Here is a 16,204-nt window from a genome sequence, read left to right on the forward strand (position 1 = left end):
GCGACGCCGTCTCCTACACCCTGAACCAATGGGGATATCTGACTCGTTACACCGAGGACGGCAGCATGCCGATCGACAACAATCTTCTCGAGCGTGACATCAGGATCTTTGCCACTGGCCGGAAAAGTTGGCTGTTCAGCGATACCGTCGACGGAGCCAGGGCCAGCGCCGTCATCTACAGCCTGATGTTGACCTGCCGCGCCTGTGGCGTCGAGCCGTTAGCCTGGCTGCGCCACGTCCTCACCGAATTGCCTCAACGCAACGAGGACGCTGATATCTACGATCTGCTGCCCTTCAACTTCGCCAAAGCAACAGCAGCCTGATCAGACCAGATACCGTTCCCAATTCGAAGGCCATCCGTCGAAAGCGCCCGCGTCAACGTGCGGGGAAAATAGCGCTTACCGGCAACGGGGTTCCAGGGGCGAAATATGTCCCCTCGGTGGCATCGGTCGCGCGTCAAGCACGTCCGAGGGGAAGTGTACCTGCAGATGCTCTTGGCCTGCGGATATGTTCCGCCAGCCACACCCTCCTCCCTCGCTGGAACGTTGTCTGGAAGCCTGGCCAATCCGATCGTGCTATCCATGTCCACGGGTGGGCGGACGGCGGACTAAGAGCTGTCGGGGCTACCACCCCACGTGTCCGGACCGAAGTCACCCTTCTTTGGGATCATCACGCCAGCTCCTGTTTCTTCGATCAGTTGAACACGCGTAGGGTATTACTCGAGCGGCTATGCGGCCGGTGCGGCCGCAGGGAGAGAGGCTTTGATGCGCTTCAGCTCGCTGCCGACACTCCCAATTCCGTCCCGCAGCGTCTTCCCGATCGTAATAGGAGCGAAGGCCGCCGGAGGATTGTCAAGCAGTTGGATGAATTCGTTTCCGTCGAGGTATTGGAAAACGGATTCGATGATTGCTTCACCGCGCTCGATCGCATCAAACCTTGCCTCGGCCACTTGGTTAGTAATGTCAGCAAGCTCGTTCGCGACCGCATCATTGATCTCCTGGAAGAGCTCGTCGATCGGAGTCCATGTTCCGCCACGGGCTTTTACATCGTACTTCTCGTTGATTTTGCTCTTCGTCTCCTCCCAATGCACCAGCGCGCCGTCGAGGCGGGCTTGCCATTTATCTTTGATACTCCGAACGGACGCGAGGAAATCCCCTTCCAGCTTATCCGCTTTCTTGAGGCCAAGCACGGCGATCAGCTGATCGTCATTGCGGAGCCGCTGCTCCAACACGGCAATCAGACGCTCCAAAATCTCGCGCCTGTTGGCAGCATGCCCTTCTTCTTTGGGCCATTGCGATGACACCATCATGGCGATCCTGTCGGAGCTCGCGTTTTCCAGAGGATAAGGAAGCCGTCGCTCTTGTGCCTCTGCCTTAGTCATTCGGAACAGGGTTTCTACGACCTCGGCTTGATCGACCGGGTCTCTCGCAACACGGTCGAGATCGATTCCGCCTATATTTATCGCTTCACGCTCAGCGCCGTCGTCAACGCCTGCTTCGTCCGGCTTCGCTGGGCGATCCGTTTTCATCTCGTCGCCATCGGGTGCCTCGTCCACATAATGGAGGTTTCTCCGATTGTCGTCGTAGGCCAGCATCAATAGCAGCCGGCAAGTGAAGTTGTGGAGGGCATTTTCCCGCTCTTCAACCGGCGTTGCGGCCAATATTTCCTTGAGCCAATCGGCGATTTTATTTGTCAATGGGCCCAGCTCGGCAGTTTGCATTAACCCCGTTTGCCGACTGATACGATTGGAGTGAGCTGCGATTGACGCTGCCGAAGTGGCTATGGTTTGCTTCAGTCCTTCAGAGAGAGCTTCCGCAGCGCCTTCCGGCAGGTTCTCTTTGACGATTTCCTGATTGTCATCTGAAGGCAGGTCGTCAGAGTTCGCCTTGGCTGCTATTTCAAATCGATTGAGGTCTTCTTCACTCAGGGGTTCAGCCTCCTGGATATCCGGGAGGCTTACTCTCAGGTCCTTGAAATAACGCTTCATCTGGGTCTTGATCGCCGTAAAATTGGCCGTGCCTCCTTTGGCCAGCCGTACGACAATGACACTGCGCTCGTTCATCGTCCCTGTACCAGATCTCAGAAACTTGAAGTCAACGGGTTCCTGAACACCTTTGGGAGTTTTATAGGGCATATCTTCCAGAATTACCCGCAGGCCCTTCAGGCCTTTCTTCCGCACTAAAACCACCGGCTTCTTTTCGCCGGCAATGACAATAGTGCCAACGGCAAAGCAGAATTCAAGCTTTTTCGCGGCTTGAGCGCTCCTCATCACGGACAAGAACCGCTGCGCCATTTGGGCACTATGTACTTGGCTCATTATATGTCTCCACATTGGTTGTCGTAGATTGAATTACGTTGAATGGACGAAACGGCAAACCATTCGTCCATCGCGACCGACGAGTTCTGTCACCGGCATTTGAGGAAGGTCAAAGCTTTGATCGGAATTTGAGCACGACCATCCCGCTGGTAAATCCTAATTTGGCGTTGACGCCTTTCACGAGTCGTTCGAGGCGTGCTGAAAAGATCAGCGGAAACCAGCGGCATGCCGGAGAGGTGAAAAACGACGTCAGGAAGTCCGCTTCCATGCGGGATCCGCCGTGGCACCCTGCCAGTCCCATCGGCATTTGATCTCTCGGCAATCTCGGAGTGGAGGCTCGTGCAGCTGAAATGCGCCTGTGATGGCATCTTTCCGTTTGAGCGGCAGGACGTACGTGCAGCAGCAACCGTGGGCTCCTCAAATTTGTGGGCATCGGAATCGCGATAGCAGATTGCGAGATAGCGGGTTGTTCAAGTTGTCGGCTTGGAGCATGAATGTCACCCAGTGGCGGCCAGCCGCTATCCGTACATAAACCTGGTCGGTCGCTTCTTGAGGAAGCGTCTTCCCTTCGTCCAATAGTCGAAACAACGCCCAGGGGCCCACCTTCGAAATAGCAGCACGCTCCAAGCCGTTGAAAGTGACCGAAGCGCCACCGAGGCCGCCGACCGTGGGCCAACGGAAACGCACAGGTTTGTATGCTCCTCGTCGCTGCGTGATTTGCTGGCCGTCGATCTCGACCACCACCTCGTCGGTCGACCGATCGGTATCAGTGACGGTGAGCAGAAACTCAATTGACGGCTGACTGCCGGCATCCTTGAACATAGAGTCCCGGATTGCGGCTGCTCGTTTGAATTGTGCCAAGGCCTCTCGGTCGATTTGTAAATTGTCGCTTCCCGTGGACTGTGCCTTCCACGGGCCTTCGGGCCTATCAACAAAGTGAGCCAAGTGCTGCGCAAAAAACGTGTCGATGACGCCGTCCCGGCTGAACAGCCGCCCGAAATCTCCCAATGGAGTGTCTCGACGGGAGCCACGGTTGAAGGGATACCGTCCTGCGGTTGCCCGCTGGCATAACTCGCCAGCACCGTCTGCCCACACGCTAGCGACATGACGCTTTGCCTCGCTCATGGACAGTTTCGAGCTGAAGCGGCCGACGCTCAGGATCCATTGCTGAATGGGTGGCGGCAGATTGGCGGCTCCTGCTTCGATTTTGCGGATCGCGATAGCCGTTTCGTCACCTTTCTCCAACGAGTTTGATCCGGCGAGGTCCTGCATCTCACCAAGTGATTGGTAAAGAGCAGCAAGATCGCTTACAGCGCTGTCGATCGGCGCTTGAGCACCGGGGGGGCTGTTTGGCGGCACATTGACAAGTTGGTGTAGCCATTGAAAATGCACATCCGTGTAGAGCCAATCATGGCTTTCGGAAGTGCCGGCGACAGGCGGCGATCGGAAGAGCGCCTGAAGGTCGCCTACGGGTAGCTCCTTCTGATCAGTGCCTTTAGCTTCGGTCGGCGTATCGGGCTCGGGCGGTTCACCGAGCTTGGTCTCCTGTGCCGCTGCGGCAAGGAACAAGCGCATCGGCGAGGTGGGTGCTGAAAGCGCGTTCAACGTTCGCAAAGCGTCATCGACACTCGCCATTGGCCGCAGCGAAATGTCATTAATGATTTCGTCCCAACCAAACGCAAACTCCTGAAAGTAGAGATCCATCGCCGCACGTCGCAGCGTCTCTTCCGCTTCACCTGTGGAAGTGGTCGCCTGGTCGCCAAGAACCCAACCTTCTGCAGCAATCGCGTCTGCTACCTGTGGCAGCAGGCGCAGGAATGTCCCATGGAAACCGGCTCGGGTGTAAATACCGGCGATGCCATTGTTGAGGGGCTGTCCTGATTTGCGCATCAAGACGTCCCCCACCATCGGTCCGGCGTGGTCGGACAGACGCCATGTTGGTAAGTTAGCGGCCTGAGTACTGTTTGTGATGATGTTAAGCACACGACGCGGCATCGAGAGGGCCTGGAGTTTTGCGCGGCTCTTTTCGATCAGTTCGCCATTGAGGCTGATACCTGGCAGCGGGTTGTCCAAAAGGGCATCGAGGTGATCGGCCAGCGACCGGCGAAGGGCGGCATCTGCCTCAGCCGGAAACAGCAGTTTCCAGTCGAGGGTCATCCACTCATTGATGTCCCCGGGCTGGAACGGTCCACGTCCCCCAAGCATCAGATAAATTTTCAGCGCCTGATAGAGGAACGGAAGATCGTCCTGGTGTTCCGCCACTAGTGTTTCCAGTCGGAAAACTAGGCGCGGCAGCAAGATCGTCCTTACGCCCCGGCGATAGGCCGCATGCGCTTGTATCTGAAAGTTTTCACTTTGATCTAGACCTAATCCCGAGAAGTTGTTGTCCGCTCTGGCGGCTTCGTCATAATCGGTCTTCACGGCGCGTAGCCGATCCAGCAGCGGCAGAACTGGTCGGAGATCGCTACTGTCTACCCGGTCAAGGGGGAGTTTCCCCGCTTCCTTGGCATAGCTGCTGACCGCAAGACGAGCCCCTTCCATCAAGTGGACATTGCGACTGTAGCTGACTATCAAGAAGGCAGCCGCTGAGGCCATAGCTGCCGCGATTGTCGTGCACAGGCTATATCGAAGCCACCGCTGTCGCCGTTCGACACGGGGATGGGCTTCAACAAGTCCAGCGTTGGCGAAGACGACCTGGCGAAGCAAACGAGTGATGAAATAACTACGCTTCTGGTCGGGTGAAATAGGGGTGGCCCGCAGAGAGATGCCGAAGGTCCGAGACCTGGCCCCCGCAATGCGATCAAAGGGCGCACCCACTTGCATTCCGCTCACGAAGTAGATGCCGCGGAGCAAGATCGGGTCCTCGTAGGCGTTGCGACCGAAGGCCTCCTGTAGAAACTGATAGGATAGATGCTTAAGGCTTGCGACCTGCTGTGGGAAGCCGAACACAAGCGCGCGACGGTGAATGTTGCTCTCTTGCTGCAGTCGTTCAAGCAGCCTGTCATTGAGGCGCCCGACGAGTGTGTCATATTCTGCTGCGTAAGATTCCATCGGATCGCGTTCACTTTCCGATGGCGCGAAAGTGAAACCCCACACGGCCTCGCGGCCCTCGCGGCCAAGGTCGTCGAAGAACTCGTTAAATCCCGCAATTAGATCGCTCTTGGTGAGCAATATATAAATCGGCAGCCGCAATCCGAATTCTCGATACAGATCAAGGATCCGCTGCCGGATGCATCTGGCGTGATCGAAGAGTACCTCCTCGGATGACGAACTCAGCTCGTTTATCGCGATTGATACCAACACCCCGCTCAGCGGCTGGCGCCGACGGCTGCGGCTAAGGAGGCGAAGAAAGCCCTGCCAGACCGCTTTGTCCTGTTCCAGGTTGCGTTTCTGAACCACGTAGTATCCGGGAGTGTCGATGAGTACGGCGTCATCGGTGAACCACCATTCACAATTGCTGGTGGCCTTGACCACCCCGATCGATTTCCGGCTGAGTTTTTCCGCCAATGGGAAGCTGAGGCCGGAATTGGCAAGGGCAGTGGATTTTCCCGATCCAGGCGTACCGATAATCACGTACCACGGCAGTTGATCGAACCACCGCTTGCCGAGAACGCCGTGACGACGAAGCCGCTTGCGCGTAATACGAGTTTCGCGAAAGCGAGCTGACATGGCCTCCAGTTCTGCTTCGGCAGCGGCGCTGGCTCGCGCTCCGCCCCAATCGGAAGAAGCCGATCCTGCACCATCCGCCTCGTTTTGATTTGTCCGGATCCCGTCCAGCATGCCGGACGCTCGTGTAAGGAAAAAGCCTTCAACGTTGCCCTGGATCATGCAGATGACCACGTAGGCGATCGGCATCAACGTTGACGCCGCAAGTTGCTCACCAAGGCTGTCAAGTGGGATGTACCCTCCAATTGAGAGGTGCCGTCCAAAAATAAAGATCACAGCACTCACCAGGGCGGCTGCTGCGATACCGAGCCATTTGCCCTGGAGCGCTCTCTTGAATGACTGCATGGGCTAACTCTCAGTTTGGCTTCGTAATTATGATTTCGATCCGCCGGTTCTTGGCGCGGCCTTCTGGCGTCTGGTTCGAAGCGATCGGTTCTCCGCTCCCTCTGCCCTCTTCCCGCACGTGGCCCGGCTCACTCATCGTCGATCTGATAATCTCAGCCGCTGCCTTGGCACGCGCCATTGAGAGGTCTTGGTTGGAAGGATAGGCACGAGATTGGATCGGCATCGAGTCTGTGTGTCCGGTCAAAAGAACCGCCCCGGGCTGCTCGTTCAGCGCTCGCCCAATCCGCAGAAAAAGCGAGACGAACGAATCCTTCACGATCGAACTTGCGGAGTCGAACATCCCTGAGGCACGGATGGTAACCAGAATCTGCTGCGCGTCCTCGGTGACAGCGACCAGCCCATCGCGGATTTCGGCACCGAGAAAGCGACGCAGTCGATCGCCATTCATGAGGATTGGGGACGGTGCTGCGGTCCTCGCCAAACTCACCGCTCCGCGCGGCGGCAGAGTTGCGAGTTTGGCGAGGACCGCATCCGACTGGCCATCGAGTGCAAATAATAGCCAGGTATAGAGCGACAGGAGGGCTACTGCCCCGAAAGCGCCGGCGGCCCAAGATGGGACGAATCTGCTGGACGGTCTCCGCGCTGTGGCGCGTTCTTGCCAGTGTGGGGATATGTCACGCTCGAAGTCACCGCGCGCTGCCCGAATCAATCGGTACGTGTCCTCGCACAGCACGCTAAGTTCGGAGGCTCCTCGCGCGGCCACCCGGAAGCGACCTTCGAAGCCCAGTCGCATGCAGTAGTAGAGCAACTCCAGCAGATCGAGGTCGTTTGCCGCGTTTTTTTTCATTTGCTCTAGAAGCTCGAAAAAGCGGTCGCCGCCCCAGGTCTCGCTGAACAACGTTCCGACCATGCTTCGCGTTGTCCAGACGCTGTGGCTACCCCAAGCCGTATTCAGAACGATGTCATCGATCGTGGCACAAAGAGCGTATTTGCTGATCTTGATTGCCCGAATCGGCAGTCCGAGCGACATTATCCGACGCTCGAATGCATCGATCCCTCGCAGCACCTGCAGGCGCAACTCCTCGACATCAAGTTGATCCGTACTGCTCTTGAGGTGAGCACAGAGGCCCAACAGCGCTGCCGCAGCCGCGACCAGCGGATTGAGCCGGTGAAGCGTTAGCGTTTCCCAGAAAGGCTGGTCTGATATCGGCGGTGACGAAAGAGCCGAAGGCCCAGGGCCGACTGCAAGGTCGGAACTTAAGACGGTACCCTCAGTCGGTATGGCTACCGATTCCATTGGGCGGACTCATTTATCACGGCTTTGCCTTGTGCACGCTGGAGGCCAAAACTCGACTCAACATTCCGAAGCGTTTCAGTCTCGATGTCGGATACGACGGCATCGAAGACTCGGCAGTACTCGTCCCAAAGCCTGGCTTTCCGGCTGCCGGGCCAGAACTTCCTGGTCCGCACAAGCGAGGCCTTGATCGCTTCAGGGCAGAGGCGTTCACGGACACTGAGTAGAGCCTTGTGCAGTGCCGTTAGCATCGAACCCTCATGCGCTTTGATGTCAGCAAAGGCCTGCTCGACGGCGAGGTGTCCATGAAGGAGCCGCGGGATATCGGTGCATAGAGCCCCGCGCAAGGCGCCCTTGGCATTCAGCATGAACTTCAGGGTGTTTTCGATCGGCTGCGCGGTGCTCGTACACTGAAGGCCGGATTCTTGCAGGGCGTGCTCGCAAGCGGAGACGGTGCTGCTGAGACCGACGAAGGAATTCCGAAGCATCCGCCCAGCACGATCCATGATGGTTGAAATATCGGTTTGCCCGAGATCTGCCAACGATAGCCCACAGCCTGAAAGAAAGGCCGCTATAGCAGCATGGTTTTCGCCGCCAGAATTGGTCTGCCCAACCACCATCAAACAAGACGGCTCCTCAGGAGTCGGCGGTGGCAGGCCCAGGCCGGATTCTACAGGAGGCTCCTTGTTGACGCTGGTCAAGCTTGGCCCATTTGTCGAAGCCTGTTTGTCTCTGAGCTCTGTCGCAAGATCCCAGTCCTCCGGGATGGTCTCGACGCAGGTCGCTGGTTGCACGAAGACGCCGGCCTGGTCCGGTATATGATCTGGATAACTGTCCAGCTGCCAGGCGCCCGCGGTGGCTGGCGATAAATCTTGCTCAGCATCCAAGAACGACGACGGCGGAAAGTCTCTATCGAAGGGCTCGACGAACAATTCCCCGAGTCGAGTGGTCTTACCAATCGATATGGCAGGAGCCATTTCAACCACCCCCAGAAGATTCGACGCCTCAAGCGAGCCTACAGTGTGCGGCTCGCCTTCGGCGGAATCCTCCATGGAAGCAGCATCGACCTTGACCATGTAGCTGCCAATTCGAACGATATCACCGGCCGTCAAGATAACAGGCAGGTCCGACGGCAGCGGCTTAGCGCCGTCGTTCAACGATGTGCCATTGCCGCTGCGCTTGATCAGTACGAAATTCCCCTCCTCACGCTCGATCAAAAAGCGGTGCGTCGAGACTGTTTGCTGATCATCCGACAAAACAAACCCGTTGTCCTCGGACAAGCCGATGGACATTCCCTCGTTTGACTCAATCAGCAACTTGATGCCTCGGCTACCCGATAGGCCGGCTTCCGCATTTGTTACACGTAGAATGAGTGGCATGTTGAGCCTGCATTCTCCAAAGGTGGCTATTGGGACCGAATGGCCCAGAGTGCCATTTCGAGATTTGGGAAATCACCGGCCACGTGCAGCGCCAAGCCAGCGGAATGAGGCATGTCCTTCCAGAGGCGGCTCTGCTGATCGATCTCAAAGTAGGTGACGCCGACATGGAAGGGTATCTGCCGTGGGGCGACCGGGAGACGGTTGATGCTGATCCCCTGCAGCGCGACATTGACCAGCTCTTTGATCTTCTCAGCCGGGCCGATCTTAATTTGGGCCGGAAACTCGCGCTGTAGCCGCTCGGTTTTGACATCGGCACCTACGGCCAGCACGAAGCTGGCAGTCGTAAACAGCGAACGGTCTTGCACCTCGGCGAGATGGACACCGTGTTTGTATTCCTGCAGCGGCAATGGTATCGCCGTGCGTTCTAGTACAGTGCTAAGCGAGGATCGAATAGAGCTGATCACCGGCACAAAAGCGTGCGACAGAGCATCGTGCTTGTAGCCGACGAAGGTCGGGGGACGCTTTTCAGTCCGGGAAAACGTGGCCAGTTCACCGGCCAGCTGGACCGTCAGGCCATACAGCCTCATCGGATGCACGCCTGGGATTTTTGCAAGGTGGTCGAAGTAGGGCTCGTAACGATTGATCGCCTGGAGCAGAAGGAAATCAGCTATCTCGGCCACCCCGCGCGTGCCTGACTGCGACACCCGGGCTGCCAGCGCCTCACCACGATGGTGAAGCAAGCCGGTGATTTCCGTCACGTAATTGGATAGGACAGGGGAACTGGCGCAGTCAGGAGTTGGTGGGATGTAGTTCTCATCGAGAATGATTTGACCGTCGGCCCGGACCTCAATTAGGCGGGCTATAGGAAGACAGGCGAACCCAGCGCGATTTGCTGCGTCCGGTAAGAGCTGAAAACGCAGCCGCGCCACCTCAATGGAGGCGCCGCCTCGCTCGCCCGCATTTGTGTCGACAAGATCTTGGACTGCAACCTCGAAGCGGGTCGGGACGTCGATTTCTGCTCGCGCATCCGTTTCCACCGCCCCTGGTTGATAGAGGGACACTGCCAAGTGGATAAGCGAGTCGCGTAGATGGCCCGGAACCCCGTACGGAGTGGGCTGGTCGGCGTCATCTGGAATGCTGAACGGAGTCCCGTCCGGCAAGACGCCACACGCTGTTTCGATAGCGATCTTACCCAAGCCAAGCAGTTCGCGATTGAGCCGGAGCTGCGTAATGCCCCAACCATAGCCATGCAAAACGGCCGTTCTGCTGCGCACCAGCTTTTCGACATAACGGTCGTTTTGCTGAAAATGTTGCGGCCGAAGGAATAGCCCCTCCGACCAAACGACCTTATTGTCCCAAGACATCCGCCTGGCTCCGCGCCTTCGATAAATCGAGTCTCCAATGAGGCAGCTCTAAAGCGTTTTCCTGAGACCTTACATGCGCAGTTGGTATGCAGCCATTAGCGACAGGAATGCAGGCTCGCTCTCACCATGGCTGCATATCAATTTCGCATGCCACATGAGCCCTGATCATCGCCCAAGACATGGAATGCCACGGATGTGTTGCAACGTTTTGATTGCCGGTGACGCTATGGCAAGACCCCTTCGATGTTCGGAGGATTAGATGTTCAAGGGCCGCCTGTTTGACCGGTCAGTGATCCTGCTTTGCGTTCGCTGGTACTTGGCCTACAATCTCTGTGACATCAAATCGCTTGCAGGATCGTTCCCGGCGTCGGCTGAAGCCGATCCGGATCCGCAAGGGCAAATACCTGAATAACCGGATCGAACAGGACGATCGGCGCATCAAGTGCCGCATCCGTCGACTTTCTGGCAGGGCGAACTGCCTTGGAGAACGCGCTGGCGTCGTCCGGTTATAGGCGCGGTTGAAGCCGTCCAGCAGGATTTCGAGATCGGCATCACCAGCAACGTTGATGCCGAGGACCTCACTGAAGGCGTGGGGCGTCCGACTGTCGAAGCGGATCGGCATGAAGAAGGCCAAAGTGGCGGTCGCCAGGAAGATCGCCGTTCTGCTCCACTGTATCTGGGTCGACGGCACCAGCTTTGAGTGGGCAGCGAAAAGATGGCCTAGCAGCTTGACCGCAAACCAGTTCTCAGACCCCTAAAGAAGCCCGTGATGTCCCCGCCGGGACGATGGTTGTGGTGACCTCGTCGAATCGGCTGACGTCAATTTCGAACGTCGTTGCACACGTTGAGGCGCCCGACTCATCATGAGGCATTGACCTCGGAACGGACCATGACTCGGCGATGACAGCGCGAAACCGGATGTACGCCTCCGGCGAGGGCCGCCTTGCGCGAGCATGGCACGGAAGCGAGGCTGCGCTCTTAAGGTCGTCCTTACGAGCGTAGTTAGCAGCACAGCATGAGCCATGTGACGTTATTGACCGGGCCGGAGCGTCGTCGTCGTTGGAGTGAAGAGGATCAGTGCCGGATACTGGCTGCGGCATTCGCGCCCGGGGCCAAAGTGGCGGCGGTAGCGCGCCAGTACGATGTCGCGACCAGCCTGATCTATAAGTGGCGCCGCACGATGAGAGCCCGCGAGACGGGCTTTGCCGAAGTTGTCGTGGTTCCCGATGAGCCTGCCGCCGCTTCGGTGCCGGCGGCGCCGCCAGCGGTGATCGAGCTGGAGATCGCCGGCAAGGTGCGGCTGCGGATTCCGTTGACCACGCCGCCGACACTGGCGGCGGCGATGGTGAAGGCGCTGGGCGTTTCATGATCCCGGTCCCGAGCCAGGTGCGGATCTGGTTGGCGGTCGGCCGGACCGATATGCGTCGCGGAATGCAAGGCCTCGCTCTGCAGGTTCAGGAGACGCTGGGCCGGGATCCGCATTTATGCGTCGGGCGAGATTATGTGGCGGAGCCTTCCTGGTGCCAGCCTAGGCCCGCCGGTCCGGATTTTTCCGCCACATAATATTTAGATGCTGTTCAGCAGTTGCAGAACGGAGTCATTTGGTCGGAAACGCACGCCGTGAGCGCCGGTGACGCCCGCCTTCTCGAGTCCATTGCGCATCATCTCGACATCCGCTGCGGCATAGCGGTGGGTCGTGGCGACCTGTGCGTGCCCGAGCCAGGCTTGGATCGTCAAAAGGTCCACGCCGGACTGGAGAAGCTTCATGGCGAGGGAGTGCCGGAAGATGTGCGGCGATATGGGCTTGTCGGCCAAGGCCGGCCTGGTAGGCACGGCCTCTGTGGCCGCACGCCGCACGATATGGGTCGCTCCGAAACGAGTCAGGCGTTCGTTGCGGGCGCCGACGAATATCGCTCGCGGCTCGTGATGGGCGATCCCGCGCTCGCTCAACAAGGATGTCAGCGCCCGCGCCAGGTCCTTAGCAATGGGGACGACGCGGTCTCTGCGCCCTTTGCCGCGCAGCAGCACTTGTGGGTGCGGCCGTTCCAACTGAAGGTCGTTTGCGTTGACGCCGGTGGCTTCGGAGACCCGGGCGCCGGTCCGTGCCAGAAACAGTAGAAACGTTCGGTCGCGCCGCCCACGGGACGTCCTCTGATCGGGGGCCGCAATAAGGGCGTCCACTTCGGCCTTGGTGAGGTGGTGCGTCACCTCAATGTGAGCCCGTTTTATGGGAATCGTCAGCACGCGTTGGGCGACACCGAAGGACGCCGGGTCAGCGGCTGCTACGTGATGGAAGAAGGATCGGATGGCCGCTAGTCGGGCGTTGCGCGTGGCGATGACGTTCTTGCGCTTCTCCTCGAGCTCGTCGAGGAAGGCGAGAACGAGGTCTCGATCGAGGTCTTCGAGTGCCAATGCGGCCGGCTTCTTCGCCAATCGGGTGGCGGCAAAGATGATCAGCATGCGCAAGGCATCGCGATAGCTGGCCACGGTCGCGGGAGTCGCATTGCGTTGTTTGGTCAAGCGCCGGCGAAAGTAGGACTCCAGGAGCGGCGCCAGCAGCAGGTGTTCGCTCATGCTGCACCTCCGTCGAGGAAGGCGCGCTCCGCCGCAATGGCGAGAAGATCTGCCGAACCGGTGAGATAGTAGGCAGTGTCGCTGTAGCTGGCGTGACCGAGATATGTGGCGAGCAACGGGAGCAACGCCTGAACGTCTGCGCGCTGCTGATGCCAGAGGCCGAGACGGGTCACGGCGAACCGGTGCCTGAGATCGTGTGGCCTTAATGGCTTGCCGCCATCGAGACCAGCAAGCTTGCGGGCCTCGGCAAAGCCGTTTTGCAGGCCTGTCGCCGAGAGGCGATTGCCACGAGAGCTGAGGAAAAAGGCCTGGTCCTTGGGCATGGGAAAAGCGGCATCCCGTTCATGGACGTAGCTACGAAGGGCAGCCTGGGTCGTCGTGTGAACTGGAACGAGACGGTCCTTGCGGAACTTCGTCTTCCGAATGAGGAGAATCCCGTTGGCCAGATCAACGTCGGAACGATCAAGTCTGACCACTTCGCCTGATCGCAGCCCCGAGCTCGCCAATAATCCGATCAGCGTGGCCATTGTCCGCCCCTTGAGAAGGATTCCCGGCGAGATGCGGCGGCATGCGTCGATGAGTGATGCCAACTCGGCCTCGCTGAGGATTCGCGGAGGCGGAATCGCTCTGGATCTGGGGAAAGCTCTGCGCTCCAAGGCTTCGGTTCGCGCGTCATAGACGGCGAGATATTCGTAAAACCGGCGCAGCACGCCGTGACGACTGACACGGCTGTTGGCGGCGCCGCTGAACGAGAGGGCAAAATCCAGCGCCAAAGTTCGAGTGGCAGGCCCATCGAACTGAGCGCGCTCAATGTACCTCACGAAAGCCCGCAACGTGCCGGCTTGCTTGCTGAAGGCATAGCCGAGGGAGTGGCGTAGCTCGATGTAACACTCGGCCTTCTCGCCGAGGAATCGGGCAAAGGCGGTCATGCCACGCCTCCCGGAAAGGGAAGTGCGACCTCGGCAAGTTGCGACGTCGCGACCTTTACGTACAGCGCCGTTGTGTTGATGCTGCGGTGTCCCAGGAGATCGGCGACCTCGTTGATCGGCCTTCGCTGCTTGATGAGCTGGGTGGCAAGACTGTGGCGCAGGAGATGCGCACCTGCGACCTGCCCGAGTTCAACCCCGCCATGTCGCAACCGCTTCCGCACGATCCTCGAAACAGGCGACGCGCATTTGAATGGTGCCACGGGCGGCGTGAAGGACAGGAACAGATACGGACTATCCACCTTCGGTCGAGCGCGCAGGACATAGTCGGCGAGCGCGGCACCGGCTTCCTCGATGAGCGGGGCCACCCGATCACGCTTGCCCTTGGTGTGCCGGACAAAAACCTCGCCAGTTCGCCAGTGGATATCGTGCAGTTGAAGGGCGCGCAGCTCACCGTTGCGAATGCCCGTGGTGGCGAGCAGCAGCAGGACGGCTCGATCGCGGACGTCAACCGGTGCCGTTGCGCCGATCATATCAATTGCACGCCGAACGTCATCCCATGCAAGGCGCGGCGGCAGATGAGCCAAACGCCAGTGGGGCGTCCTGGGGACGACGCGCGCGAGATCCTGATCGTGATGGCCAGCCCAATACAAAAACCGAAGAAATGTCCGGATGTGAGAAGTTGCTGCGGTGCGGGTACCGGAGGTCGCCGATAGTGACAGCCGATGTTCGACAGCGGCAAGGACATGCTCAGCCGTCAATGCGTCGAGGTCTTGGCCGGAATGGTGGCGATGGAACCAATCCAGAAAGCGGCGGCTGCCCAGGAGAACGCCTTCGCGAGACTTTGACTCCAGTCCGCACACCCTGCTCAGATAGTCCGAAAAGGAGCTCAGAAGCGGAGCATTCGGATCATTATCTACACTGGGAACAGCAGCAAGGAAGCGTTCTGGAGCCACTCGCCGCGCGTGTCCCAGTGCCGACACTGCTCCAATGCGTGGAGTATCCGTAGTAAACGTGCACAAATAGCTGTCGACGACATCTTGAGAGATAGGCATCGGACCACAGCGCGTTGCGGCAAACTGGCTAAAGCGCGCAATCCGGCTCAGGTAAATCGTGGCAGACGCTCGCTTATAACCAAGGGTGAAAAAATGCTCCGCGAGGCGATCCATCTCGCCACCGAGTGCACCGCTACGCAGGCGCTTGAGCACCCCACAATAGGAAAAATAGAACTCGAGCATTCTGCCCCTCCGGCGTTGTGGCACAGGGGAATCCCGCGCCATGAGAGAGGCATGAAATATTATGTGGCGGAAAAATCCGGACCGGCGGGCCTAGGCTGGCACCAGGAAGGCTCCGCCACATAATCTCGCCCGACGCATAAGAATGGTTATGTGGCGCGCCACATAACCATTCGCCGGCGATCTTTATGTCTTCCGCGGCCGCAGCGGCAATCTGATCAAGATTATCTGGCATGATGGGCTCGGCATGTCGCTGTATGCAAAACGGCTCGAGAAGGGCCGGTTCCTGTGGCCGTCGCCGGCGGACGGCACGGTTTCCGTATCACCGGCGCAGCTCGCCTACATGCTCGACGGGATCGATTGGCGCAACCCGCTTCACACGTTCCGCCCGCAGCGCGCGGGCTGAGTTTTTCTTTGAGTTTGCGCCATTTTCCGCGAGTCAGCGGACGCGTTTTATGATTCACTCCAGGGCATGGTTGCCACCGCCCAGGATGCTGTTCCGGACGATATTGGCGCGCTGAGAGCCGCGCTGACCGCGGCGCTGGCCAGAGCCGAAGACGAGGCCGCGCGCGCTGCGCTGGTCGAGGCCGAACTGGCGGTCGCCAGGGCCAAGGCATCGGATGATGCGGCGCTGATCGCGCATCAGCATCTGACGATCCGGAAGCTGCAGCGGGCGCTGCATGGTCAGAGTTCTGAACGCTCAGCCCGCCTGCACGACCAGATGGAACTCACCTTCGAGGAACTCGAGAGCACCGCAACGGAAGACGAGATCGCCGCAGAACAGGCCGCGGCCCGGACCACCGAGGTGGCGCCTTACATGCGCAAGCGACCGGCGCGCCAGCCATTTCCCGAGCATCTGCCGCGCGAACGCGTGGTCGAGCCGGCGCCGACCGCTTGCCATTGCTGCGGCGGCCATCGGCTGCGCAGGCTGGGTGAGGATATCACCGAGACCCTGGAGGTGGTGCCGCGGCAATGGAAAGTGATCCAGCACGTGCGGGAGAAGAAGATCCTATGGGCGACTGGATAGCAGCCACCGCTCTTGCGAATGTGTGGTTGTTACAAACACCACTCGGGAGCCAGGCATGCAAACCGGTCAATTTGAAA

At 58.9% G+C, this 16,204-nt stretch carries 12 protein-coding genes and 6 pseudogenes; 8 read left to right on the top strand and 10 right to left on the bottom strand.

Annotated elements, in window-relative coordinates:
• The coding region (locus NKH05_RS32120; RefSeq protein WP_353027036.1) for an IS66 family transposase at positions 1 to 323 on the top strand (323 nt) is incomplete at its 5' end.
• A gap of 404 nt (positions 324 to 727) precedes the next feature.
• Here NKH05_RS32120 and NKH05_RS32125 read toward each other — a convergent pair.
• The 6 genes from NKH05_RS32125 to tssK form a co-directional block, all read right to left on the bottom strand.
• Positions 728 to 2,317, bottom strand: a complete 1,590-nt coding sequence (locus tag NKH05_RS32125) for a hypothetical protein (RefSeq protein WP_353017638.1) — start codon at positions 2,315 to 2,317, stop codon at positions 728 to 730.
• A 109-nt stretch (positions 2,318 to 2,426) separates the two neighbouring features.
• A complete protein-coding gene (locus NKH05_RS32130; protein WP_352608071.1) occupies positions 2,427 to 2,624 on the bottom strand; it encodes a hypothetical protein in 198 nt (65 codons plus the stop codon).
• 110 nt (positions 2,625 to 2,734) lie between these two features.
• Positions 2,735 to 6,328 (bottom strand): type VI secretion system membrane subunit TssM, encoded by a 3,594-nt coding sequence (gene tssM / locus NKH05_RS32135; protein WP_353017636.1) that lies wholly within the window; start codon positions 6,326 to 6,328, stop codon positions 2,735 to 2,737.
• Positions 6,329 to 6,338: 10 nt separating this feature from the next.
• The gene (gene icmH / locus NKH05_RS32140) at positions 6,339 to 7,625 is read right to left on the bottom strand and encodes a type IVB secretion system protein IcmH/DotU (RefSeq protein WP_353017634.1); all 1,287 of its coding nucleotides are present in this window, start codon (positions 7,623 to 7,625) and stop codon (positions 6,339 to 6,341) included.
• Positions 7,613 to 9,001: a type VI secretion system-associated FHA domain protein TagH gene (gene tagH, locus NKH05_RS32145; protein WP_353017633.1), complete on the bottom strand. Its 1,389-nt coding sequence runs from the start codon at positions 8,999 to 9,001 to the stop codon at positions 7,613 to 7,615. Before tagH ends, icmH begins: the two co-directional genes overlap by 13 nt.
• 26 nt (positions 9,002 to 9,027) lie before the next feature.
• The gene (gene tssK / locus NKH05_RS32150; RefSeq protein WP_352608080.1) at positions 9,028 to 10,365 is read right to left on the bottom strand and encodes a type VI secretion system baseplate subunit TssK; all 1,338 of its coding nucleotides are present in this window, start codon (positions 10,363 to 10,365) and stop codon (positions 9,028 to 9,030) included.
• Between the two features lie 259 nt (positions 10,366 to 10,624).
• Between tssK and NKH05_RS32155 the strand changes: the two are divergent.
• Positions 10,625 to 10,696: pseudogene (locus NKH05_RS32155) on the top strand (IS6 family transposase); the annotation flags it as partial.
• Between the two features lie 4 nt (positions 10,697 to 10,700).
• Positions 10,701 to 10,832: pseudogene (locus NKH05_RS32160) on the top strand (IS6 family transposase); the annotation flags it as partial.
• On the opposite strand, the pseudogene NKH05_RS32165 reads toward NKH05_RS32160, so the two are convergent.
• Positions 10,819 to 10,948, bottom strand: a pseudogene (locus NKH05_RS32165) (IS481 family transposase); the annotation flags it as partial. The pseudogenes NKH05_RS32160 and NKH05_RS32165 overlap by 14 nt on opposite strands.
• On the opposite strand from NKH05_RS32165, the pseudogene NKH05_RS32170 reads away from it, so the two are divergent.
• The 3 genes and pseudogenes from NKH05_RS32170 to tnpB (NKH05_RS32180) all read left to right on the top strand — a co-directional run.
• A pseudogene (locus tag NKH05_RS32170) lies at positions 10,941 to 11,123 on the top strand (IS110 family transposase); the annotation flags it as partial. The pseudogenes NKH05_RS32165 and NKH05_RS32170 overlap by 8 nt on opposite strands.
• Before the next feature lie 257 nt (positions 11,124 to 11,380).
• Entirely contained in the window at positions 11,381 to 11,734 is a 354-nt protein-coding gene (tnpA, locus tag NKH05_RS32175; RefSeq protein WP_353017632.1) for an IS66-like element accessory protein TnpA, read from the top strand.
• Positions 11,731 to 11,928, top strand: coding sequence for an IS66 family insertion sequence element accessory protein TnpB (gene tnpB, locus NKH05_RS32180; RefSeq protein WP_352452648.1), 198 nt, complete (start codon positions 11,731 to 11,733; stop codon positions 11,926 to 11,928). The genes tnpA and tnpB (NKH05_RS32180) overlap by 4 nt, the downstream gene beginning before the upstream one ends.
• 3 nt (positions 11,929 to 11,931) lie before the next feature.
• Here tnpB (NKH05_RS32180) and NKH05_RS32185 read toward each other — a convergent pair whose 3' ends face one another.
• From NKH05_RS32185 to NKH05_RS32195, 3 genes are read right to left on the bottom strand one after another with little or no spacing between them, the layout of a single operon-like run.
• On the bottom strand, positions 11,932 to 12,939 hold the full coding sequence (locus NKH05_RS32185) for a tyrosine-type recombinase/integrase (RefSeq protein ID WP_023699563.1): 1,008 nt from the start codon (positions 12,937 to 12,939) through the stop codon (positions 11,932 to 11,934).
• Positions 12,936 to 13,868, bottom strand: a complete 933-nt coding sequence (locus NKH05_RS32190; protein WP_023699564.1) for a tyrosine-type recombinase/integrase — start codon at positions 13,866 to 13,868, stop codon at positions 12,936 to 12,938. The genes NKH05_RS32185 and NKH05_RS32190 overlap by 4 nt, the downstream gene beginning before the upstream one ends.
• Positions 13,865 to 15,103 (bottom strand): site-specific integrase, encoded by a 1,239-nt coding sequence (locus tag NKH05_RS32195; protein WP_353017630.1) that lies wholly within the window; start codon positions 15,101 to 15,103, stop codon positions 13,865 to 13,867. Before NKH05_RS32195 ends, NKH05_RS32190 begins: the two co-directional genes overlap by 4 nt.
• A 178-nt stretch (positions 15,104 to 15,281) precedes the next feature.
• On the opposite strand from NKH05_RS32195, the pseudogene tnpB (NKH05_RS32200) reads away from it, so the two are divergent.
• Positions 15,282 to 15,506 (top strand): annotated as a pseudogene (tnpB, locus tag NKH05_RS32200) (IS66 family insertion sequence element accessory protein TnpB); the annotation flags it as partial.
• Positions 15,507 to 15,572: 66 nt separating this feature from the next.
• A pseudogene (locus tag NKH05_RS32205) lies at positions 15,573 to 16,103 on the top strand (IS66 family transposase); the annotation flags it as partial.
• Positions 16,104 to 16,204 lie beyond the last annotated feature (101 nt).

It is taken from the genome of Mesorhizobium sp. M1399, from assembly GCF_040317735.1.
Taxonomy (GTDB): Bacteria; Pseudomonadota; Alphaproteobacteria; order Rhizobiales; family Rhizobiaceae; genus Mesorhizobium.

Coding starts and splice junctions, on each gene's coding strand:
- NKH05_RS32125 (WP_353017638.1), bottom strand. CDS start 2,317: ATGAGCCAAGTACATAGTGCCCAAATGGCGCAGCGGTTCTTGTCCGTG.
- NKH05_RS32130 (WP_352608071.1), bottom strand. CDS start 2,624: ATGCCGATGGGACTGGCAGGGTGCCACGGCGGATCCCGCATGGAAGCG.
- tssM (WP_353017636.1), bottom strand. CDS start 6,328: ATGCAGTCATTCAAGAGAGCGCTCCAGGGCAAATGGCTCGGTATCGCA.
- icmH (WP_353017634.1), bottom strand. CDS start 7,625: ATGGAATCGGTAGCCATACCGACTGAGGGTACCGTCTTAAGTTCCGAC.
- tagH (WP_353017633.1), bottom strand. CDS start 9,001: ATGCCACTCATTCTACGTGTAACAAATGCGGAAGCCGGCCTATCGGGT.
- tssK (WP_352608080.1), bottom strand. CDS start 10,365: ATGTCTTGGGACAATAAGGTCGTTTGGTCGGAGGGGCTATTCCTTCGG.
- tnpA (WP_353017632.1), top strand. CDS start 11,381: ATGAGCCATGTGACGTTATTGACCGGGCCGGAGCGTCGTCGTCGTTGG.
- tnpB (WP_352452648.1), top strand. CDS start 11,731: ATGATCCCGGTCCCGAGCCAGGTGCGGATCTGGTTGGCGGTCGGCCGG.
- NKH05_RS32185 (WP_023699563.1), bottom strand. CDS start 12,939: ATGAGCGAACACCTGCTGCTGGCGCCGCTCCTGGAGTCCTACTTTCGC.
- NKH05_RS32190 (WP_023699564.1), bottom strand. CDS start 13,868: ATGACCGCCTTTGCCCGATTCCTCGGCGAGAAGGCCGAGTGTTACATC.
- NKH05_RS32195 (WP_353017630.1), bottom strand. CDS start 15,103: ATGCTCGAGTTCTATTTTTCCTATTGTGGGGTGCTCAAGCGCCTGCGT.